Annotated in this window: 21 protein-coding genes and 1 pseudogene; 8 read left to right on the plus strand and 14 right to left on the minus strand. The window is 62.4% G+C overall.

Annotated elements, in window-relative coordinates; genetic code table 11:
- Positions 1–435: pseudogene (locus tag CKO11_RS16095) on the plus strand (hypothetical protein); the annotation flags it as partial.
- 26 nt (positions 436–461) lie between these two features.
- On the opposite strand, the gene CKO11_RS16100 reads toward CKO11_RS16095, so the two are convergent.
- The 5 genes from CKO11_RS16100 to argH all read right to left on the minus strand — a co-directional run bounded on the left by CKO11_RS16100 (position 462) and on the right by argH (position 6,165).
- Positions 462–3,008, minus strand: a complete 2,547-nt coding sequence (locus CKO11_RS16100) for a DUF4175 domain-containing protein (RefSeq protein ID WP_223641056.1) — start codon at positions 3,006–3,008, stop codon at positions 462–464.
- Positions 3,009–3,036: 28 nt separating this feature from the next.
- Positions 3,037–4,302, minus strand: coding sequence for a diaminopimelate decarboxylase (gene lysA / locus CKO11_RS16105; protein WP_223641058.1), 1,266 nt, complete (start codon positions 4,300–4,302; stop codon positions 3,037–3,039).
- A gap of 102 nt (positions 4,303–4,404) precedes the next feature.
- Entirely contained in the window at positions 4,405–4,611 is a 207-nt protein-coding gene (locus tag CKO11_RS16110; RefSeq protein WP_223641060.1) for a hypothetical protein, read from the minus strand.
- Entirely contained in the window at positions 4,608–4,754 is a 147-nt protein-coding gene (locus tag CKO11_RS16115; protein ID WP_223641063.1) for an argininosuccinate lyase, read from the minus strand. The genes CKO11_RS16110 and CKO11_RS16115 overlap by 4 nt, the downstream gene beginning before the upstream one ends.
- Positions 4,755–4,767: 13 nt before the next feature.
- Positions 4,768–6,165, minus strand: coding sequence for an argininosuccinate lyase (argH, locus tag CKO11_RS16120; RefSeq protein ID WP_223641066.1), 1,398 nt, complete (start codon positions 6,163–6,165; stop codon positions 4,768–4,770).
- Here argH and CKO11_RS16125 point away from each other — a divergent pair.
- Positions 6,152–6,736, plus strand: coding sequence for a TlpA family protein disulfide reductase (locus CKO11_RS16125; protein WP_317851818.1), 585 nt, complete (start codon positions 6,152–6,154; stop codon positions 6,734–6,736). The two genes, argH and CKO11_RS16125, sit on opposite strands and share 14 nt — an antisense overlap.
- Before the next feature lie 3 nt (positions 6,737–6,739).
- Here the strand turns inward: CKO11_RS16125 and CKO11_RS16130 are convergent, their stop codons facing one another.
- Positions 6,740–7,975 (minus strand): PAS domain-containing protein, encoded by a 1,236-nt coding sequence (locus CKO11_RS16130; RefSeq protein ID WP_223641069.1) that lies wholly within the window; start codon positions 7,973–7,975, stop codon positions 6,740–6,742.
- A gap of 178 nt (positions 7,976–8,153) precedes the next feature.
- Between CKO11_RS16130 and CKO11_RS16135 the strand changes: the two genes are divergently transcribed.
- From CKO11_RS16135 to CKO11_RS16150, 4 genes are all read left to right on the plus strand, one after another.
- Positions 8,154–8,999 (plus strand): EAL domain-containing protein, encoded by an 846-nt coding sequence (locus CKO11_RS16135; protein ID WP_223641072.1) that lies wholly within the window; start codon positions 8,154–8,156, stop codon positions 8,997–8,999.
- A 195-nt stretch (positions 9,000–9,194) separates the two neighbouring features.
- On the plus strand, positions 9,195–10,370 hold the full coding sequence (locus CKO11_RS16140; RefSeq protein ID WP_223641075.1) for an acetyl-CoA C-acetyltransferase: 1,176 nt from the start codon (positions 9,195–9,197) through the stop codon (positions 10,368–10,370).
- 118 nt (positions 10,371–10,488) lie between these two features.
- Positions 10,489–11,211: a beta-ketoacyl-ACP reductase gene (locus CKO11_RS16145; RefSeq protein WP_223641078.1), complete on the plus strand. Its 723-nt coding sequence runs from the start codon at positions 10,489–10,491 to the stop codon at positions 11,209–11,211.
- Positions 11,212–11,279: 68 nt separating this feature from the next.
- Positions 11,280–12,143 (plus strand): DMT family transporter, encoded by an 864-nt coding sequence (locus tag CKO11_RS16150; RefSeq protein WP_223641081.1) that lies wholly within the window; start codon positions 11,280–11,282, stop codon positions 12,141–12,143.
- Positions 12,144–12,162: 19 nt separating this feature from the next.
- Here the strand turns inward: CKO11_RS16150 and CKO11_RS16155 are convergent, their stop codons facing one another.
- From CKO11_RS16155 to CKO11_RS16165, 3 genes are all read right to left on the minus strand, one after another.
- On the minus strand, positions 12,163–12,336 hold the full coding sequence (locus tag CKO11_RS16155; protein WP_223641084.1) for a YdcH family protein: 174 nt from the start codon (positions 12,334–12,336) through the stop codon (positions 12,163–12,165).
- A 120-nt stretch (positions 12,337–12,456) separates the two neighbouring features.
- Positions 12,457–13,218, minus strand: coding sequence for a tRNA1(Val) (adenine(37)-N6)-methyltransferase (locus tag CKO11_RS16160; RefSeq protein WP_223641087.1), 762 nt, complete (start codon positions 13,216–13,218; stop codon positions 12,457–12,459).
- Complete coding sequence (locus tag CKO11_RS16165; RefSeq protein ID WP_223641090.1) at positions 13,218–13,430, minus strand: DUF2007 domain-containing protein; 213 nt, start codon at positions 13,428–13,430, stop codon at positions 13,218–13,220. The genes CKO11_RS16160 and CKO11_RS16165 overlap by 1 nt, the downstream gene beginning before the upstream one ends.
- 61 nt (positions 13,431–13,491) lie before the next feature.
- On the opposite strand from CKO11_RS16165, the gene CKO11_RS16170 reads away from it, so the two are divergent.
- Positions 13,492–14,493 carry a polyprenyl synthetase family protein gene (locus CKO11_RS16170; RefSeq protein WP_223641093.1) on the plus strand — a complete coding sequence of 334 codons (1,002 nt, stop codon included), beginning with the start codon at positions 13,492–13,494 and terminating at the stop codon, positions 14,491–14,493.
- A gap of 15 nt (positions 14,494–14,508) precedes the next feature.
- On the opposite strand, the gene CKO11_RS16175 is transcribed toward CKO11_RS16170, so the two are convergent.
- Positions 14,509–16,164, minus strand: coding sequence for a DUF2029 domain-containing protein (locus CKO11_RS16175; protein WP_223641095.1), 1,656 nt, complete (start codon positions 16,162–16,164; stop codon positions 14,509–14,511).
- 91 nt (positions 16,165–16,255) lie between these two features.
- Between CKO11_RS16175 and CKO11_RS16180 the strand changes: the two genes are divergently transcribed.
- Positions 16,256–17,566 (plus strand): ATPase, encoded by a 1,311-nt coding sequence (locus CKO11_RS16180; protein ID WP_223641098.1) that lies wholly within the window; start codon positions 16,256–16,258, stop codon positions 17,564–17,566.
- A gap of 23 nt (positions 17,567–17,589) precedes the next feature.
- Here the strand turns inward: CKO11_RS16180 and CKO11_RS16185 are convergent, their stop codons facing one another.
- The 4 genes from CKO11_RS16185 to CKO11_RS16200 all read right to left on the minus strand — a co-directional run bounded on the left by CKO11_RS16185 (position 17,590) and on the right by CKO11_RS16200 (position 20,692).
- Positions 17,590–18,231, minus strand: a complete 642-nt coding sequence (locus CKO11_RS16185) for a LytTR family DNA-binding domain-containing protein (RefSeq protein WP_223641101.1) — start codon at positions 18,229–18,231, stop codon at positions 17,590–17,592.
- 301 nt (positions 18,232–18,532) lie between these two features.
- On the minus strand, positions 18,533–19,423 hold the full coding sequence (folD, locus tag CKO11_RS16190; protein WP_223641104.1) for a bifunctional methylenetetrahydrofolate dehydrogenase/methenyltetrahydrofolate cyclohydrolase FolD: 891 nt from the start codon (positions 19,421–19,423) through the stop codon (positions 18,533–18,535).
- Positions 19,420–19,725, minus strand: a complete 306-nt coding sequence (locus CKO11_RS16195) for a chorismate mutase (RefSeq protein WP_223641107.1) — start codon at positions 19,723–19,725, stop codon at positions 19,420–19,422. Before CKO11_RS16195 ends, folD begins: the two co-directional genes overlap by 4 nt.
- Before the next feature lie 172 nt (positions 19,726–19,897).
- Positions 19,898–20,692: a methyltransferase domain-containing protein gene (locus tag CKO11_RS16200; RefSeq protein WP_223641109.1), complete on the minus strand. Its 795-nt coding sequence runs from the start codon at positions 20,690–20,692 to the stop codon at positions 19,898–19,900.
- Positions 20,693–20,694 lie beyond the last annotated feature (2 nt).

Genomic DNA, 20,694 nt, shown 5'->3' on the forward strand with positions numbered 1-20,694 from the left:
GTCCCCCCCCCTCGCGCCTCCCGCTCGGTGCCCGATTTCAGCGATCTTTCCTCTGCCGAGGATGATGAGCAGAGCGCCGATCTGAGCGAGGGCGGCATCCCCGAGCCGCCCAATCGCGGCGCGCGGCGCCTGCCCGACATCGAAGAAATCAATTCCACCTTGCGCGCCAGCGCCGACCGCGGCCGCGACCCGGCGGCGCGGGGCACCCCGCAAACGCGCGCCGAAAACCGTTCGGGTTTCCGCACGGGCTTTCTGAGCGTGCTGTTGCTGGTGTCGGCTTTGGTCGCGCTTTATGCGCTGGCGCCGCAAATCGCCACGGCTGTCCCCGCCCTGATGCCCTTCCTCGACAGCTATGTGGTGCTGGCCGATACCGGGCGGATGTGGCTTGATGACATGCTGCGCATGGTGATCTTGCAACTTCAACCCGCCGGCTGACGCCCCACCGCCCCTGTCCGGCCGCTTTAGCGCGGTCCGAAATTGTCCAAAAGACGGCGCAGATAATCACGCTCGGCTTCGGGGCGTTGGCGTTCGGCGGTGCGGCGGCGAATTTCTTCCAGCAGATCGCGCGCGCGGCGATAGACATCTTCGCCCTGCAACAGATTGCTGTCCGAGCCGATCCGGCTGCCTTCGCCCACAGCGCGCCCCAGCGGATCGCGCGGCATTTGCCGGGCGCCCTGCCCGCCGGTCGCATCGCCGTCGCGCTGCTGCCCCAGATTGCCCTCACCCTGCCGTCGCTCACCGCGCTCTTCGGCAAAGGCCTGACCTAGCCGCCGCATCCCCTCGCGCAGGGCTTCGATCGCATCGGCCTGCCCATCCAGCGCACGGCCAAGCGCCCCATCGCGTAGCGCCTGCTCGGCTTCGTCCATCGCGCGTCCCGCTTCGTCCAACGCGTCGCGCCCCGCCTCGGCGGCCTCGCCCCCAAGACGCGGCATCAAGCCCTTTTGCCGCTCCAACTCGCGGCGCAAGGCCCGCTGCCGGTCGGCCAAATCTGCGCCCGGATCTTCGGCCCCCGGCCCATCCTGCCCCTCGGGCTGCATTTCGGGTGCGTTTTGCCCCTGCCCCCCTTGGCCCAGCCCCGGCGGCGGGCGCTGCATCTGACGAAACGCTTCATCGGAAAGATCTTGCTGTTCGCGCAAGGTCTCGCCCAGATCTTGCATTGTCTGCCCGCCGGGCTGATCCCCCGCACCGCCCTGACCTTGGGTGACACGCATGTTTTCCATCATCCGCGCCAATTGGTCGAGCAGCGCTTGCGCCTCGGCCATCCGCCCCTCTTCCATCAGCTTTTGGATTTCATCCATCAACTGCTGGATCTGATCACCAGTGATGCGCTGGCTTTCCTGTTGCTGACCAAATTGCGGCCCCTCTTCTTGCTGGCCACGTTCGGCCAGCATTTGCAGATAACGGTCGGTCGCCTCTTTCAAGTCCTCCATCAACTTGGCGATTTCGTCTTTCGAGGCCCCGTTTCGGATCGCTTCGCTCAGCCGTTCCTGCGCCTGCTGCATTGCCGCCAAAGCATCGGCCAGCCCGCCATCTTCAAGCAATTCCGCCATATCCCACAAAAGCTTGGCGACAGAATCGCGGGCCTCGGCGGTCAGGCTGGCGGTTTCAAGCTGTTCCACCACGCCGCGCAAAATCTCGACCATCTCGGGCGCGGGAAACAAATCCTCTGATCGGTTGAGCAGGGCACGCAAAACCTGCGCCGCGCGGGGGGCATTTTCGCGCGACCACAACAGATCGCGCCGCAATTCGATCAGCGCCGCTGCGCGCGGATCGAAAAAGCGACGCCCCGGCAGCTCAAGCGCTTTCGCGCCGCTTGCGCCGATCTGGCCGCGCCCATCCTCGACCTGAAGCGTCAGCTTGACCGGCAGGTTCGCCCACGCATGTTGCGACACATCCTCGACCAGAATTTCGGTGAAATCGGCGCGCGACCCGGTGATTGGCAGTGGCAAATCAAACACCAGATCGTCGCGCGGCTCCGGCGCAACAGTCAGCCCATAGCGACGATCTAGCGCCGCCATATCCAGCGTGATACGCGCCTGCCCGCGGATCACGCCATAATCGTCCATCGCGTGGAAGGGCTGCGCCATCTTGCCATCGGCGCGCCGTTCGGCCAGCGCGGGCAGCTCCACCTCGGGCGCGGTGTCAGACAGGACGATCACCTGAAACACCCGCCCCATAGGCCCGCCGATTTTGATGACGCCAGCGCGTTCGGCCACGAAATCGTGGCGCTGGACGGTGGCGTTTTCCTCGGTGTCGGGCAGTGCGGCAGGGCTCGAAACGGTTTCGTCAAACGGCACCGCACCGGGCGCGCCGTAAAAGCGAAAGGCCAGTCGCGTGCCCTCGGGCAGATACAGATCGTCGCCCTCGAACCCATTGAGATAAAGCGCAGGCTTTCCAGTATAACGCGGCGGCTCGGCCCAACCTTCCCAAGCCGGGCCCATCGCCGCGACGGCCGCCCCGGGGGGCGACAACGGCGACAGAACCGCCGCAGGATTGCCAAAGATCAAGGCCATTGCCACAGCCGTCAGCGCCGAGAGCCGCAGCGCAAAAGGATCGCGTGGCGCAAGGTCCGGGTCCGGACCCGGGGCGCGCGCCGCAGCAGCCGCAGCAACCATGCGGCCCCGATGCACCGCCCAAAGCGCTTTGCTTGCCGGATCGGCCGCGCCCAAGGCCAAGGTGTCGGTCAAAGCGGCCAGCGGGCGCCCGGTCAGCGTGCGATCCAGCCGCGCCACCACATCAGCCCGGCGCGGCCAGCGAAACCGGCGCACACCGGGCGCGCCCAGCACGATCACCGCAAAAATCGCCACGCCTGCGGCAGCGCCAAGGCTGTCTGGCGGGATCAACCGGCCCAGCCCGAAGGCCAGCGCCGCAAACGCAAAGGCCAAGAAAGTGAACAAGGGCCAAAACGCCCGCGCCAGCCGCTCCAATACCAAAGTGGCCCGTGTCAGCAAGAGCGGACGGGCCAGCGGGGCGAGCGGGTCGCCCGGAAGGGGCGGCGGCTTCGTCATCGAACCTTTCCGGGCTCCGGGGTGGAGATCAGAGCCACACCGGAATGCTATCGCGGCTCAGCATTTCCTCAAAGCTCGGTCTTTGCCGGATGACAGCGAAGTGATCCCCTTCGACCAGAACTTCGGGGATCAGGGGCCGGGAATTGTATTCCGACGACATCACCGCGCCATAGGCCCCGGCTGAACGGAAGGCGACCAGATCCCCCGACGCCAACGGCGTCATGTTACGCCCCTTGGCAAAGGTATCGCCGGTTTCGCACACCGGGCCAACAATATCGAAGGCCGCCGGTTCGGTGCCCGCCGCAGGCTCGACCACCGGAACAATATCGTGATGCGCGCCATACATCGACGGGCGCACAAGATCGTTCATCGCGGCATCAAGGATCAGGAAATCCCGACCCTCGCCCTCTTTCACATAGATGACCGATGACACCATCAGCCCCGCGTTGCCCGAAATCAGCCGCCCCGGCTCAATCTCGATCTCGCAGCCCAGATCGCCCAGCACACGCTTGATCATCGCCCCGTATTCGGTCGGCAAGGGCGGCGCTTCGTTGGAGCGGGTATAGGGAATGCCCAAACCGCCCCCCAGATCAAGGCGGCGGATGTCATGGCCATCTTCGCGCAACGCAAGCGTCAAGTCGCGCACCTTGGTGAACGCCGCCTCGAACGGCGCAAGCTCGGTCAACTGGCTGCCGATATGCACATCGACCCCCACCACGGCGATGCCGGAAAGCTTGGCCGCTTCGGCATAGACCGCGCGGGCCTTGGCAATCGGGATCCCAAATTTGTTTTCGGATTTGCCGGTGGCGATTTTCTCATGCGTCTTGGCATCGACATCGGGGTTCACCCGCAGCGCAATCGGCGCGACCACGCCGAGCGCGCTTGCGATTTCGGAAATCGCCCGCAACTCGGGTTCGCTTTCGACATTGAACTGCCGCACGCCGCCGGTGAGCGCCAGCGTGATTTCCTCGCGGGTTTTGCCAACGCCGGAAAAGACGATCCGCTCCCCCGGAATGCCCGCCGCGCGCGCACGGCGATATTCGCCGCCCGAAACCACATCCATCCCCGCGCCAAGATTGCCCAGAAGCTTAAGCACAGCGAGGTTCGAATTCGACTTAATCGCGAAGCACACCAGATGATCCGTGCCCTCAAGCGCAGCATCGAAAAGCTGGAAATGCCGCGTCAGCGTGGCGGCGGAATAAACGTAAAACGGCGTGCCCACCGCGGCGGCAATTTCGGAAATCGCCACATCCTCGGCGTGCAGTGCGCCGTCCTTGTAAAGAAAATGATCCATCGCGCCCTCGGTGCTGTTTCGCGTTTCCTAGCGCCTTGGCGCGGTCAAGGAAAGCGGCGCGAGGGGACGGCCCGTGAATTGCGGGCTGAAAACACGCGCGGTCTAAAAGCCCGCAGCGATGCCAAGCCAGCCCAGTCGGGTGCCAACATAGCCTTCGCCTGCGCCATTCACCCCCACACGCACCGGCCCCACCCCGGTCGAAGCCGAGGTCGAGACCTTGCCCGCAGGGTCGGCATAGACATTGGCGCGCGGGCTCGAACAGCCCGCCACCAAAAGCGCCGCAAGGCCGATCAGCGCCGCGGCTTTCATAGCGTGCCCGAAACGCCAAAGGCGACCATCCCGGTCACGTCGCCGGTGCTGGCCCCCTCTGCGGTGCCCGGGGGGTGCGGCGCACCGCCCACACCGCAAGCGGCAAGACCCGCCAAAAGGCCCGTTAGCAAAAGCAGGCGCATGAAACCCTCCGGCTCAGCCCAAAAGCCCCTTCCAGCGCGCCACTTGGGCACGGACCTGATCGGGGGCAGTGCCGCCATAAGATTGGCGCGAAGCAACCGAGTTGTGAACCCCAAGCACATCGTAAACGCTGGAATTGAGCGCCGGATGCACCGATTGCATGTCTTCCAGCGTCAAATCGGGCAAGTCACAGCCCTTTTCTTCGGCCATTGCCACCAGCGTGCCGGTGACATGGTGGGCATCGCGGAACGGCAAACCGGCCTCGCGCACCAGCCAATCGGCCAGATCGGTCGCGGTGGAAAAGCCGTTCGCGGCGGCGGCTTCCAACTTGTCAGTGTTGACGGTCAGATCGGCCATCATGCCGGTCATCGCCGCCAATGCCAGCATCAGCGTATCGGCGGCATCGAAGACCTGCTCCTTGTCCTCTTGCATGTCTTTCGAATAGGCGAGCGGCAAGCCTTTCATCACTGTGAACAGCGCCACGGTCGCCCCCAGGATGCGCCCGATCTTGGCGCGGATCAGTTCGGCGGCATCCGGGTTGCGCTTTTGCGGCATGATCGACGATCCGGTGGACCATTTGTCCGACATCGCCACGAACCGGAACTGGGCCGAGGACCAGATCACCAATTCCTCCGCCAAGCGGCTTAGGTGCACGGCGCAGATCGCCGAAGCCGACAGGAATTCCAGCGCGAAATCGCGGTCTGACACCGCATCAAGGCTGTTCGCCGTCGGACGATCAAAGCCCAAGGCCTCTGCCGTCATATGACGGTCAATGGCAAAGCCGGTCCCCGCCAACGCCGCAGACCCAAGCGGGCATTCGTTCATCCGCTTGCGCGCATCTTCAAACCGCGACCGGTCACGGGCCAGCATTTCGACATAGGCCATCATGTGATGGCCCCAGGTCACCGGCTGCGCGGTTTGCAGGTGCGTAAAGCCCGGCATCACCCAATCGGCGCCTTTTTCGGCCTGCGCCACCATGACCTTCATCAGCGCCGTCAGCGCGGCAATCGCGGCATCGGCCTGATCGCGCACCCAAAGCCGGAAATCGGTGGCCACTTGGTCATTGCGGCTTCGCGCCGTATGCAGCCGCCCCGCCGGTTCGCCGATAAGTTCTTTCAGCCGCGCTTCAACATTCATGTGAATGTCTTCCAGCGCCGTCGAAAACGGGAAATCGCCGCCCTCGATCTCTGACAAGACCGTGAGCAGGCCTTCCCCGATGGCTTCTGCGTCTTTATTGCTAAGGATGCCCGTCGCCGCCAACATGGCCGCATGGGCCCGGCTGCCGCGAATATCCTGTGCGTAAAGCCGCTTATCGAACGAGATCGAGGCGTTGATCGCCTCCATGATCGCGTCCGGTCCGGCGGCGAAGCGCCCGCCCCACATGGCGTTGGAGGATTTCGTGTCGTCGGTCATCGTCTGGCCCTTTGTCGGAGGCAACATGCTGCGGTTGATCGTCCTTTATACGGCGCTGGCGCTTTGCGCAAATGGCGCGGCTGCGGCAGACTTGGCCAGCCTGCGCGACGGCGAGATGAAAAAAATGGTCGTGTTCAGCCAAAGGCTCGCCCCGCCCGAAATTCCGTTCGTGAATGAATTGGGCGACAGCCGGACCTTGGCGGATTATCGCGGCAAAGTGGTGCTGCTGAACATCTGGGCGACGTGGTGCGCGCCCTGCCGCAAGGAAATGCCCGATCTGGATGCCTTGGCGGCGCGCGAAACAGGCGAGGATTTCGAGGTTGTGACCGTGGCAGCCAGCTCGCGCGACACCCAAGCCAAGGTGGCCAGCTTCTTTGACCGCGCCGGGGTCACGCATCTGCCCCGTTTCATCGATGATACAGAGCGGCTCAGCCGCGCGCTTGGCCTGCCCGGTCTGCCCGCAACGCTGCTGCTGGACCGGCAAGGCCAAATCGTGGCGCAATTGCTGGGGCCGGCCGATTGGTCCAGCCCCGAAGCCAAAGTGATGATCGACGCGTTGCGCGCCGAATAGCGGCTAGCGCGAATCGCTGCGCAAAAACAGGTTCATCGCGGAACCGATTTCTTCTGAGAGCCGCATGATCGATTCGAGCCGGTTCTTGATATCGTCGTGGAAGATATCAAGCTGGTCGATGGTGGATGACAGCCCGCCACTGGTTTCGCGCATCCGGCCACATTCGACGCGGCCCAAAACCCGGATTGTATCGAGCCCTAGCATCTGGCGGCGAATCTCGGCACTGGACCGGCTGAGCCCATCGGCATGCACCACCGCTTGCTCCATCGCCTCGCGGGTCGCACGGCGCGTATCCTCTTCCAGACGCCGCAAAAGCGCGCGCTCGTGATCCCAATCTATCCCTTTGACCGTATCGGCTTCGGCGAAATTGGCGTTCATTTCGGCCAAAACCCGGTTCGAGCCCATCAGGAACAAGGCCCGCGCCGCTTGACGAGAAACCCGATCACACAGGTTGTCACGTCCGGCAACAAAGCTGCGCAACCGCTCCGAAATCACCATTGAAGAGGCTTTGTAATTCTCGGAAATCGCGGACACCGGCCCGCCCGAGGGCTCCAGCCGCGACGCGACGATGCGCATGTTGTTCGGGATCGATTGCAAAGCCTCGAAGCTGCGCAACAGCTTCGTTTGTTCCTGCGTCACTTTCTCAAGCGACTTGTTCATCTCTATCAGCCGCGAGGTGCGCGGATCAGCCGGGCGGCCCAGCTTCTTATCGCGCGCGGCCATTTCCTGCCCCAGCGCAAAGGCCATGTAGCTGGTATAGCTCGAAAACCCTTCGTCAGCGGCGACCTTGCGCAACAGGTTCGCGCTGGCTTCCGGGTCCATCTTCTCGGCCCGTTCGCGCTTGGAAATCCGGGTGTAGGTCTCGCGGATACGGTCAAACAGCGGCGTCGAGGGCTTCAGCCGCACCGACAAGAACCCGCCGTCGACCGGCATCAGCACCGCGAAGACCCAGTAATATTCACCGTCACGGGTGCGGTTCTTGACATAGGCGCCCATCGGATGGCCCGCGCCCAGTGCACTCCACAAGATGCGGAAGACGGCACGCGGCGTATCGGGATGGCGCACAACCTTGTGCGGCGCGCCCAGAAGCTTGTCCCACTCGAAGCCGGACACTCTCTGGAAGACCTCGTTGCCCGCGAGGATCACCCCGCGTTCATCGGTACGCGAATAAAACAACTCATCGAAGCCGAAATAGGTTTCGCCTTCTTGCAAACGGGAAAGGTCGGTCTGGTCTGTCATGATCGTCCTAAGGGGCGGCGCGTTTTGACCACACTTACCTTACGCATCTTACTGAGCCGTTTACCTGGACCGGATCGCTAAAACTTTCGCCATTAACCACCCGGCATAAAGATTGACGCGCTTAATCTGTTCTTAGCCGAAATTGCGGATTGTGACGCAGACCTGCAAGGAGTGGATGATGCCCAAGCGCCCTGTCTCGCTGCGTGAACCGATCGCGACCGCGGATACCAATCCGCTCAATTTCGCCGTTGCCCAGCGCGACCGTGAAACGCTCTCTATGGTTGCGCGGGCGATAGAGCGGCGCGATGTGGTGCTGGCCTTCCAACCCATCGTGCAAACCACGCGCCCTGAAAAACCAGCCTTCTACGAAGGCCTGATCCGGGTGCTGGACGATACCGGGCGGGTGATTCCCGCCAAGGATTTCATCGAAACCATCGAAACCACCGAGCTTGGTCGCAAGATTGACTGCCTGACATTGGAAATGGGCCTGATGTCGCTGGCCGAAGATCACGAGCTACGCCTGTCGGTGAACATGTCGGCGCGCTCCATCGGCTGGCCGGAATGGACCAAGGTTTTGCAACGCGGGCTGGCGCAAGATGATACGGTGGCGGAACGGCTGATTCTCGAAATCACCGAAAGCTCGGCCATGGCAATGCCCGAGCTTGTCTCGGCCTTCATGCAAGATATGCAACTGAAGGGCGTCTCTTTCGCGCTGGATGATTTTGGCGCGGGTTACACCTCGTTCCGCTATTTGCGCGAATTCTACTTCGACATTCTCAAGATCGATGGCCAGTTCATCACCGGCGTCGCGCAAAACCGCGACAATCAGGTTTTGACACAGGCGCTTTTGTCGATCGCGCAGCATTTTGAGATGTTCACCGTCGCCGAGGCCGTGGAAAGCGCCGAAGATGCCGCTTGGCTTTCCGCCGCGGGCGTGGATTGCATGCAGGGCTATTTCTTCGGGGCGCCGACGATCATGCCGCCGTGGAAAGCCCCTGCCGCGAAACGGACCCGCGGCGCCTGAACCGGCCCCACGGTTTACCGGCGCTGCACCGGGCGGCATCTTTCTGCATCCGCACAATCGCGCCAAGGGCGCGAAAGAAAATTGCGCGTTAGCGCCAAAATTTTCCCAAATCTGCTTGACCTGTCCCTCTCATCGGGCATGCTGCGCAGCGGCAATGGGCGCGCTGCGCCCGCAATCCTGTGAGGAGGGGAATTCATGACCAATGTCGTCATCGTCTCGGCGGCGCGGACCGCCGTGGGCAGCTTCAACGGCGCTTTCGCCAACACGCCCGCGCATGATCTGGGGGCGGCGGTGATCGAGGCGGTCGTCGCGCGCGCCGGGATCGACAAGGCAGAGGTGTCGGAAACGATTCTGGGGCAAGTGCTCTCGGCCGGTCAGGGCCAGAACCCGGCCCGGCAAGCGCATATCAAGGCGGGCCTGCCGATCGAATCGGCCGCTTGGGGCATCAACCAAGTCTGCGGCTCGGGCCTGCGCACGGTGGCGCTGGGCGCCCAGCACATCATGCTGGGCGATGCGAATATCGTGGTCGCGGGCGGTCAGGAAAACATGTCGCTCAGCCCCCATGTCGCGCATTTGCGCGCGGGCACCAAAATGGGCGACATGAAGATGATCGATTCGATGATCAAAGACGGTCTGTGGGATGCCTTTAACGGCTATCACATGGGGCAAACCGCTGAAAACGTTGCGAACCAGTGGGAAATCAGCCGCGAAATGCAGGATGAATTCGCGCTCGCCTCGCAAAACAAAGCCGAAGCCGCGCAAAAAGCTGGCAAATTCGTCGATGAGATTGCGCCCTTCACGGTGAAAACCCGCAAGGGCGATATTGTCGTCGATGCCGATGAATACATTCGTCACGGTGCCACCATCGAATCGATGCAAAAACTGCGCCCCGCCTTCACCAAAGAAGGCTCGGTCACGGCGGGCAACGCCTCGGGCATCAATGATGGCGCCGCCGTCGTTCTTTTGATGACCGAAGAAGAAGCCGCCAAACGCGGGCTGACCCCGATGGCGCGGATTGCCTCTTACGCCACCGCCGGGTTGGACCCGTCGATCATGGGCTGCGGGCCGATCCCGTCGTCGCGCAAGGCGCTGGAAAAGGCCGGCTGGAACGCCGCCGATCTGGACCTGATCGAGGCGAACGAGGCCTTTGCCGCGCAGGCCTGCGCCGTCAACAAAGACATGGGCTGGGATACGTCGAAGGTGAACGTCAACGGCGGCGCCATCGCCATCGGTCACCCGATCGGCGCTTCGGGCTGCCGGATCCTGAACACGCTTGTCTTCGAGATGAAACGTTCGGGTGCCAAGAAGGGCTTGGCCACTTTGTGCATCGGCGGCGGCATGGGCGTTGCGATGTGCCTTGAAGGGCTCTGATTTCGCCCCTGCGACATCTTTTTGCTGCAAATGCGAAAAACAGGCGCGCAACATTGTTGCGCGCTTTGTTTATTTTCGGTAACAGCGTTTCAACGGGAGATTTTGATTAGGAGGAATCATGTCCAGGGTTGCACTTGTCACCGGTGGCACGCGCGGGATTGGCGCCGCGATTTCGATGGCGCTGAAAGAGGCGGGCTATACCGTTGTGGCCAACTATGCCGGCAATGACGAGGCCGCGCGCGAGTTTTCGCATGTCACCGGCATCAAGACCTACAAATGGTCGGTCGCCGATTACACCGCTTGCGAAGACGGCATCCGCCAGATCGAGGACGAAGTCGGCCCGATCGACATTTTGGTGAACAATGCGGGCATCACCCGCGACGCGCCCTTCCACAAGATGAGCCGCGAGCAATGGGACCAAGTGATTGGCACCAACCTGAGCGGCATCTTCAACATGACCCACCCGCTGTGGCCGGGCATGCGCGAACGGAAATTTGGCCGCATCATCAACATCTCGTCGATCAACGGGCAAAAAGGCCAGTTCGGTCAGGTGAACTATTCGGCGGCGAAAGCGGGCGACATCGGCTTCACCAAAGCGCTGGCGCAAGAAGGCGCGCGGGCGGGCATCACCGTGAATGCGATCTGCCCGGGCTATATCGCCACGGAAATGGTGATGGCAGTGCCGGAAAAGGTGCGTGAATCGATCATTTCGACGATCCCGGTGGGCCGCTTGGGCGAGCCGGATGAAATCGCGCGCACCGTGGTCTTCTTGGCCTCGGATCAAGCGGGCTTCATCACCGGCGCGACGATGACGATCAATGGCGGCCAATATCTGACCTAAGCGGAATTGCCCTTGGCAAATCGCGCAGAGGCCCGCATTTTGCGGGCCTCTTTACATATGAGGGGCAGATGTCGCGCAATCAGGCCAGCTTGATCGGCTTTTCCGCCGTGGCGCTTTGGGCGCTTTTGGCGCTGTTTACCGTGGGCTCGAGCCCGGTGCCACCCCTTCAGCTTAATGCGATTTGCTTTGCCATAGGCGGCGCGATTGGCATGGCTTGGGTGGGCGCGACCGATGGCTTTGCCGTGCTGTGGCGCATCTCGTGGAAGGTCTATGCTTTCGGCACGGCGGGGCTTTGCGGCTACCACTTCCTCTATTTCTCGGCGCTGCGCCTTGCGCCGCCGGCAGAAGCCAGTTTGATTGCTTACCTTTGGCCGCTTTTGATCGTGGTCTTTTCAGGCCTATTGCCGGGGGAACGCCTGCGCGCCCTGCATGTTTTGGGGGCGGTCATCTCTTTTGTTGGCGCCGCATTGATCGTGGCGCGCGGCGGGCTCTCGGGCAGCAGCGCCGCCTTGCCCGGTTACGGCATCGCGCTGCTGTGTGCGCTGACATGGTCCAGCTATTCGCTGATTTCCCGCCGTCTGGGTGCGGTGCCCACGGCGGCGGTGGCGGTTTATTGCCTTGCCACGGCGCTTTTTTCCAGCGCGGCCCATCTGGCATTTGAAACCACCGTTTGGCCCGAAACCACGCTGGGCTGGGGCTCGGTCATCGCGCTGGGGCTCGGCCCGGTGGGGCTGGCCTTTTACACGTGGGATATCGGGGTTAAACGGGGAGATATTCAGATGCTGGGCACAGCGTCCTATGCGGCCCCGCTTTTATCGACCCTGATTATGATTGCGGCGGGAAAAGCGGCGGCAAGCCCGGTTTTGGTTCTTGCCGCCACGATGATTGCCGCTGGCGCGTTCCTTGCCGCGATGGGAAGCCGAGCGCGCTAGAGCCCGTTCAGGCCGGTGTTCACACCGCCGTGGCCTCAAGTCGGTTGATTTCTTCCTTCAGGCGCAGTTTCTGCTTCTTCATCTCGGAAATCTGCAGGTCGTCGAAACTGGGCGTGCGCAACGCTTGTTCGACCTCCACCGACAGGGCCTCATGTTTCTTGCGAAGCTCAGCGATATGCGAACCCACGGACATGGCGATCTCCTTTGTTGTCTCGGTATAAGAAGTGCACCACGATTCTGTCGAATTGTCACGCCCTTGTCGTGATCACAGGCAAAAATGTGCGATCAAGGTGTCGAATTTCTTGATGCGGGCTTAGGGGCCCAGCGGCAGGGGCTGCGCATGGCGCAAAACGGCCTGCGCAGCTTCGGTCAAATCCTCCACATCCGCGCCATGTGCCGCCTTCGCATGCAGCACAAACGGGGCAAGCAGGCGCAGCGGTCCCTTGCCGCCCTTGCGCGCGGTCACGATCACCCGCCCCGCCGGGCGCCCCACACGCGGCGCGACCGGCAAAACCGTGATCGAACCGCCCCCCATCGACAGCGCGGCCAACATCTCGGCCAGCCGGTCCGCATTCTGGATCAATGTCAGCCAGCCGCCCGGATGCAGCCGTTTGTAGCCCGCGCGCACCCAATCGGCCAAAGGTGTCGCCTCGCGCTGCGCGCGCTCGCGCCCCGCATCCGCCGCAGCCGTCCCCGATTGCGGCGCAAAATAGGGCGGGTTCGCGATAACGTGATCGAAGCTTTGACCACGCAAGCCCCCCGGCATCCGGGCCAAATCGCCCTCGAACACGTCAAGCGCAATCTGGTTGGCCTCGGCATTGCGGCGCGCCAGATCGGCATAGGCAGGTTGCAACTCTAAGCCGACCTGATGCAGGTCCACGACCCGGCGGCCAAGGCAGAGGCTGGCGACCCCGGCCCCACAGCCCAGTTCCAGCACGTTTTGTCCGGGCTTCGCGCCGCAAGCCGCCGCCAAAAGCACCGGATCCATTGCCGCGCGATAGCCCGCACGCGGCTGCGCCACCACCAGCCGCCCGTCCAAAAACCGGTCCTGCGTGCAATCCCCCGCCGCGAACATCATTCATCCAGCAGATTGTTGTCGCGCAAAACCGCCTGCGCCATGAACAAATCGGCATCCGCCACCATCAATCTGCGCGGCAATATGCCGAGGCTGCCATCGAGAATGCTCATGTGGACGTCCAGTTCAAAGACCGCTATATCCTCGCCCTCAAGAAGGGCCGTCGCCATGGCGATTTTAACCGGGTCGGTGGTGCGCAGAAGCTCTTTCATGATCTCGATTTAGGGCCACCACGCGCCCCTTGTCGAGCAGGAGTATTGGGAAGGAAGACCGATGAGCCTCGACGGCAAGGCCACGAAACCGCATGACCGCCTTGCGCAAGCGCTGGCCGATGACATGGCGGCGGTGAATGCGCTCATTCGCGAACGCATGAGTTCCGAACATGCGCCGCGTATCCCCGAGGTCACGGCCCATCTGATCGAGGCGGGCGGCAAGCGCCTGCGCCCGATGCTGACTTTGGCCGCCGCGCGGGTGATGGGCTACGAGGGCCCCTATCACGTGCATCTGGCCGCGACGGTGGAATTCATCCATACCGCCACGCTTTTGCACGACGATGTCGTGGACGAAAGCGGCCAACGCCGGGGCCGCCCGACGGCGAACCTGCTTTGGGATAACAAATCCTCGGTTTTGGTGGGCGATTACCTGTTTGCACGCTCGTTCCAGTTGATGACCGAAACCGGCAAGATGCGGGTTTTGGAAATCCTCGCCAATGCCTCTGCCGTAATTGCCGAAGGCGAAGTGCTGCAACTGACCGCCGCACAAAACCTTGCCACCACTGAAGACATCTATCTGCGCGTCATTCGCGGCAAGACGGCGGCTCTGTTTTCCGCCGCGACCGAAGTGGGCGGCGTGATTGCCGAAGCCAGCCCCGAAGAGGTCAAGGCGCTTTACGATTACGGTGATGCGCTGGGGATCGCCTTCCAAATGGTCGATGACCTGCTGGATTACGGTGGGACCGCTGCCGAAACGGGCAAGAATGTCGGCGACGATTTCCGCGAGCGCAAACTGACGATGCCGGTGATCAAGGCGATTGCCCAGGCAACCGAGGAAGAGCGCGCCTTCTGGAAGCGCGTCATCGAAAAGGGCGACCAACGCGACGGCGATCTGGACCATGCGATGGGTCTGATGACCAAATACGGCACGTTGGAGGCCACGCGCCTGGATGCGATCGGCTGGACCGAGACCGCCCGCGCCGCCCTTGCCAAACTGCCCGCGCATCCGCTGCGCGAGATGCTCGACGATCTGGCCGACTACGTCGTGGAGCGGGTGCGCTAAGCGCGCCGAGCGGCCCTAGCCGCCCGCCGCAATCCGCTGCGGGCGCAACAGGATGAAGGTGCGGGTGCGCGTTTCCTCGACCAATGCCCAGCCGGCCTTGTCAATCGCTTCGACAATCTCGGCCCGGCGGCTTTTCGAGGTGGGGCAGAGCGGCACCAGAACGTGATCGGCTGCGTCGATCCCCGGCGCACCGCCATAATACCAAGGTGCCGCGCCTTTCACCGGCTCGAACGGTCCATAGAGCCACAACGCGGTGAACAAATCCGCCACCAGAACCGATCCGCCATAACCGCCGCGCACCAAATCACCCGCAGCGGTTTCGAACCATGCGTTGAACCCCGTCGCCAATTCGCATTCGGGCAGGCGTTCGCCATTCAGCACCGTCGGCTCTTCGGGCTTCTTGCTCGCGCCTTTTTCGGCAAAGGCGGCAAAGGGTTGCCCCGGCGCGACGCCGCTGACCGTCTGGGTCACCTTGTAGACGCGTGGCGCCTGCACGAAAATATCACCATCAGACGGGCGCTGCGACAGATAGGGGACGGTGTTCTCGATCTCGGTGAAGGCGTGGCGCAACGGGCTCCAGACAAGGTTCACCGCAGGCCCCGCAGCCAAGATCAGCGCGCCGACACCGGTCACCATCAGCGCATCGCGCAGCCGCCAGCCCAAAGCGTTGGAAATCAGGCTCTCGGGGCGCAGGCTCAGCGCCAAGAGCCCCAGCAGCATCAACCATTGTGGATCATTGCCGTAATTTTGGTAAGTCACATAGGCAAAGGCCGGGGTCAGGATCAGCAGCACCAACCCCTCGCTCAGCGCTTCGGCTTGGCGCAAAAAGATCACCGTCATCAAAAGCAAAAGCGTGCCCGTGACATATTGCGGCGCGGCCAGAATCCCGCCGAAGGCTTCGCCCGGCGCAGCACGGGTTTGGGAGCCCGCCACGGTCAGAAGGTCTTGTAGATAGGCCCGCCAGAAATCGAGCCCCATCAGCAGCGTCATCGCCCCCGCCACGGCCAGCCCGGCTAACAGCGCCACACCCAGCGCCCGAAAATCACGCCGCACCAACAGCGCCACGATCACTGCCGGGGCAAAGGCCACAAAATAAGTCACCTTGATCAACGCCATCCCCGCCATGGCCAGCCCGATCAGGGCACCGTCCAGCGCCGGACGACGCCCGGTCAACGGCTCCAGCATCGCCAAGGGCACAACAATATAGGTCAGCGCCCAAGCCCAGCGATTGTAATGCATGGAAACAGAGGTCGCCGCGCGTGCCTCCCCATGCACCAAAGCAAGGCAAAGCCCTAAACCGTAAACGACAAACAGCCATGCCAATCCGCCGGGAAAGCGCGAGATTGCCGTGCGCCACAGCGGCCAAAACAAAAGCGCCGCCAAGGCCGCCTGCGCGGCAAAAAAGGCATGGCCAAGCCCCAGCCCCATCTTTGAAAAAAGTGCAATCGGCCACAGCGCGCCGATCCCGATGGGTGTCATGAAATCCAGATGCGGGATTTGCCCGGCCTCAGACATGCGCAAGACCAGATCGGCCAGATGCAGCGTATCGCCCTCATGCTGGGTAACGTAAAGCCCGCCTGCCAGAACCGGGGCCAACGCCAGCAACGCGCCCAGCACCCCCATGCCCAGCGCCAAAACAAGCCCATTTGTCGGTTGTTTCTTGCCTGCCATCCCTGCCTCTCCGCATCTTTTCCCATTTTTGGCCACAATAGCGGGGGAGTGTGACGCTGTGAATTCCACAGAGGCGCGCAGAGCAGATCCGATGAATATGATTGCCCAAAACGTCCTGGCCCCGCCGGTGCCCCGCTCGCTTGCCGAGACCGGGCTCTCGACGGTTTTGATGCGGGACATCCTGCTCAAGACGATATTTCGCACCAATATGGATACCGCCTCGGGGCTGGCCAAGCTCATCAGCCTGCCGCTGACCCTGACGCAGGAATTGATCGAACTGGCCCGCAACCAGCGCCTGATCGAGGCAATGGGGACGCTTCACGCCAATTCGGGCGGCGAAATGGGCTATCAATTGACCGATAGCGGCAAGGCCCGCGCGCTCGATGCGCTGAACCAGTCGGAATATTACGGCGCAATGCCGATCCCGCTTGAGGATTACGCGGAGCAGATGAAGCGCCAGTCGATCCGCAACATCCAACTGACCCGCCCGCAACTGACAACGGCGATGGGGCATCTTGTGCTGCCGCCTGACCTAATCAACCAATTGGGGCCTGCGGTGTCCTCGGGCCGGTCGATCCTGATGTATGGCCCGCCCGGCAACGGGAAGTCTTCGATCTCCAACGGGATTCGCGATGCCATCGGTGACCGCATCTATATACCGCGCGCGGTGGAATATGCCGGTCAGGTGATCACCGTGTTCGACCCGATCGTACACACCCCCGCCCCGTTGCCCGAAGATGACCCGACCAGCCTGCGCAAGACCGCCAACCGCTTCGATCAGCGCTATGTCTATTGCGACCGGCCCACGGTGATCACCGGCGGGGAATTGTCGCTCGATATGCTCGATCTGACCTATAACCCAACCGCGCGCACCTATACCGCGCCCTTGCAGATGAAATCCTCGGGCGGGGTGTTCATCGTCGACGACCTTGGCCGCCAAGCCGAGCCGCCGCAAAAGCTGGTCAACCGCTGGATCGTGCCGCTGGAAGAAAGCCGCGATATCCTTGCACTGCAATCGGGCGAGAAATTCGAGGTGCCCTTTGACACGCTGGTGATTTTTTCCACCAACTTCCACCCAAACCAAATCTTCGACAAGGCGGCGCTGCGGCGGATCTTCTTCAAGATCAAGATCGACGGGCCAAGCCAGGCCGATTTCCTTAAGATCTTCTCGCTCGTGGCGAAGAAGCGCGGCATGCCGCTGAACGAAAAGGCCTTGGTGCATCTGCTGAAGGTGAAATACCCGACCATCGATAACGTCTATGCGAATTACCAGCCGATCTTCTTGATCGATCAGATGATCGCGATTTGCGAATTCGAGGGGATTCCCTATCAGATGACGCCCGACCTGATCGACCGCGCATGGGACAACATGTTCGTGCGCGAAGGCGAAATCCAACACTAGACCGCAGACCGCAACGGGTAAGCTTAGCGCGTCTCTTGTGCGCCGATTTCGGGCAGCTCGAGCGCCAGCACAGCCGGCGCGTAGCTGCGCGAAACCGGCACCTCGGCCCCGTCTCGCATTTGGACCACATATTTGCCCTTGTCGCGGCGCAGACCGGCAATGGCCGCCCGTGCCACCCAATGCGACCGGTGCACCCGCAAGCCCGGCACCCCTTCGGTTTCCGCGATGGCATCCGCCAGCCGCATCAAGAGGCTGCCGGTGCCCGCTTCGGTGACGACATCCACGTAATGATCGCGCACCTGCAACCGAATAAGTGGGGCGCGCAGCTCCGGCTCCAACCGCGCACAAAGACGGCCAGCGGGCTCCGCCGCCTCTGCTACCGGCACAGATTGTCTTGCTGCCAGCGCCTGCGTCACCGCAGCGGGGGCCAACAGATGCCGAAAGGTAGAGATCACCAAAGAAATCAGAAAGGTATAAAGCCCCAATTCAATGATCGAGGGCATGGTATGCCCGTCGTCGGACAAAGCCCGCAGCATGATCCAAAAGAGGGGGGACAACAACAGCGCCGCCAAAAGCGCGATCAGCGGAGCCTCGGGCCAGAACTGCCGATAGCCCAAATATTCCCGCACCGAAACTCGGCCCGCCGCGCCGATCAAAATGCCCATCGCAATGGCGGCCGGCCATAAGGCAAACCGGGACAATGGGCTTAATACCGCCGTGCCGAACGGGCCCCCGATCACGCAAACGATCGAAATCAACCCCCAGGCAACTGGGATGATGGGCAAAAACAATGCCCGCTTATAAGCGATCAGAAACTTATACATCCAACCAGCGATGCTGCGGATACCCGCGACAACGCCCTCTGTTAAATTACTTTTCGCTCGTTAGCCGGTCCAAGACAAGCTCGCAACCGGGAACCGTGCAGGGCCGGCCCCGCAGCGGCGGGACCAACCAAGCGCCCAGAAATCAGGCGGTTAGCCCCTCGGGCTCGGGCAAACCATGGGCACGGCAGCAAGCCGTCAAGGTATTGGCCAGAAGACAAGCAATCGTCATCGGCCCAACGCCACCGGGCACTGGCGTGATCGCGCCAGCCACCTCGACCGCAGAGGCAAACTCCACATCGCCCACCAGCTTTTTCTTCCCGTCGCGCTCAATGCGGTTGATGCCCACATCAATCACCGTCGCGCCCGGCTTGACCCAATCGCCCGGAATCATCTCGGGGCGGCCCACGGCGGCGACCAAAATATCGGCCCCACGGCACACCGCCGCCAGATCCTTGGTGCGGCTATGCGCGATGGTCACGGTGCAGCTATCGGCCAACAAAAGCTGCGCCATCGGCTTGCCCACGATGTTGGAACGCCCGACGACCACGGCATTGAGCCCCGACAGGCTGCCATGATGATCGCGCAGCATCATCAAACACCCCAGCGGCGTGCAGGGCACCATCGCCTTTTGCCCAGTGCCCAACAGCCCGACATTGGAAATATGGAACCCGTCAACATCCTTGGCCGGATCGATGGCATTGATCACCAGATCCGAGTTTAGATGCCCGGGCAACGGCAGTTGCACCAAAATGCCATGCACCGCCGGATCGGCATTGAGCGCAGCAATCAGCGCCAGCAAATCCGCCTCAGAGGTGTCGGCGGGCAGTTTGTGCTCATAGGAGTTCATGCCCACTTCAAGGGTCTGCTTGCCCTTGTTGCGCACATAGACCTCGCTCGCCGGATCCTCGCCCACCAGCACCACGGCCAGCCCCGGGATCAGATCGTTGACCTCTTTGAGCCGTGTCACATGGGTCGCCACCTGCGCCCGAACATTGGCCGCGAAGGCCTTTCCGTCGATGAGTTTTGCGCTCACGCTTCTTCCCCTTTGCCCAGAACCCGCTCTTCGCGGGCGATCGACCATTCCACCATCATGCGCCAGATCGCTTCGATCAAGGCGGGGTCCATCCCCCGCGCCTCGGCCTCAGCGCAAGCATTGCGCACAACTTCCTCGACCCGCGCGGTGATCCGCGCTGGCATGCCCTCGCCGGGCTTGAGCTGGGCTGCACGGTCGATCAGCCGCGCACGGTCGGCCAATAGCGCGACGATACGCACGTCCAGCGCGTCGATCTCGGCACGCAATTCGGCCATCGAAGGGATTTCGGAGGGCTCTCTCATCGGCATTTTCCGCTGTTTCGCCCTGCCCCTATCGCACCTTGCGCGCCTGTTCTCAACCCCGGCCCCGAAAAGCCCGTCTATCTCCTGACGTCTTCGCCCCAAATTCAACTTGGGATCAGATTAGCGGCGAGCCTTCAAACCGGTGGCGCGATTGCGACCCTTTGGTGCTAAGTCACGCACTTTGCGGCCGCACACAGACGAAGAACAACCGGCGCAACGGCAAAAGTGCCGCGCCGTCGGGCAAAAGCGGATAGGCATCGGTCAAAGCCGCATCATAGGCGCGGGTAAAGGCAGCCCCCTCGGCCTCGGTCATTTGCGCGAGAAATGGGCGCATCGCCGTGGCTTGGGTGAAGGCGCGCACCGGATGCGCGGGCGGTTCAGCCGAAAGCGGCTGAAGGTATTCCGTTTCCCATAGCGTTATATCACCCAGCGGGGCCAGCCAGGTCCAATATTGGCGCGCCGTGCCAACCGGCGCAGGCGCGCCCTCCAACGCGAACCGGGCCGGAAACATCCGCGCCGCCAGTTCACGCAGCAGCACATGCGACGGCGCATACCATTGCAGCGGCATCTGCACCGCCAAGGTGCCACCGGGCGCCAAAAAACGGGCCAGACGCGGCAAAAGTTCCGCGTGATCGGACAGGCAATGCAATGCGGCATTAGAAAAGATAAGAGCCGGGGCTTTGCCCGGCTCCCACGTCGCAATATCTGCCTGATCGCAGCGCTTATACGCCCCTGTCGACCCGGCCTTTTTCAGCATCGCCTTTGAGCTATCCACGCCCAAAATCTTGCGGGGCGCAAACCGCGCGGCCAGTTCCGGCCCTGCCGTCCCGGTGCCACAGCCCAGATCGATGACGCGCCCCTCTGGCAGATCACCGATCCGCGCCAAAAGGTCCAGAACTGGGCGCAGGCGCAAATCGGCAAACCCGTCATAGGCATCGGGGTCCCAATCTGGCGCCTTGCCCGCCATAC

Origin of the sequence: Rhodobacter sp. TJ_12, from assembly GCF_020023995.1 — a bacterium.
Taxonomy (GTDB): Bacteria; Pseudomonadota; Alphaproteobacteria; order Rhodobacterales; family Rhodobacteraceae; genus Rhodobacter.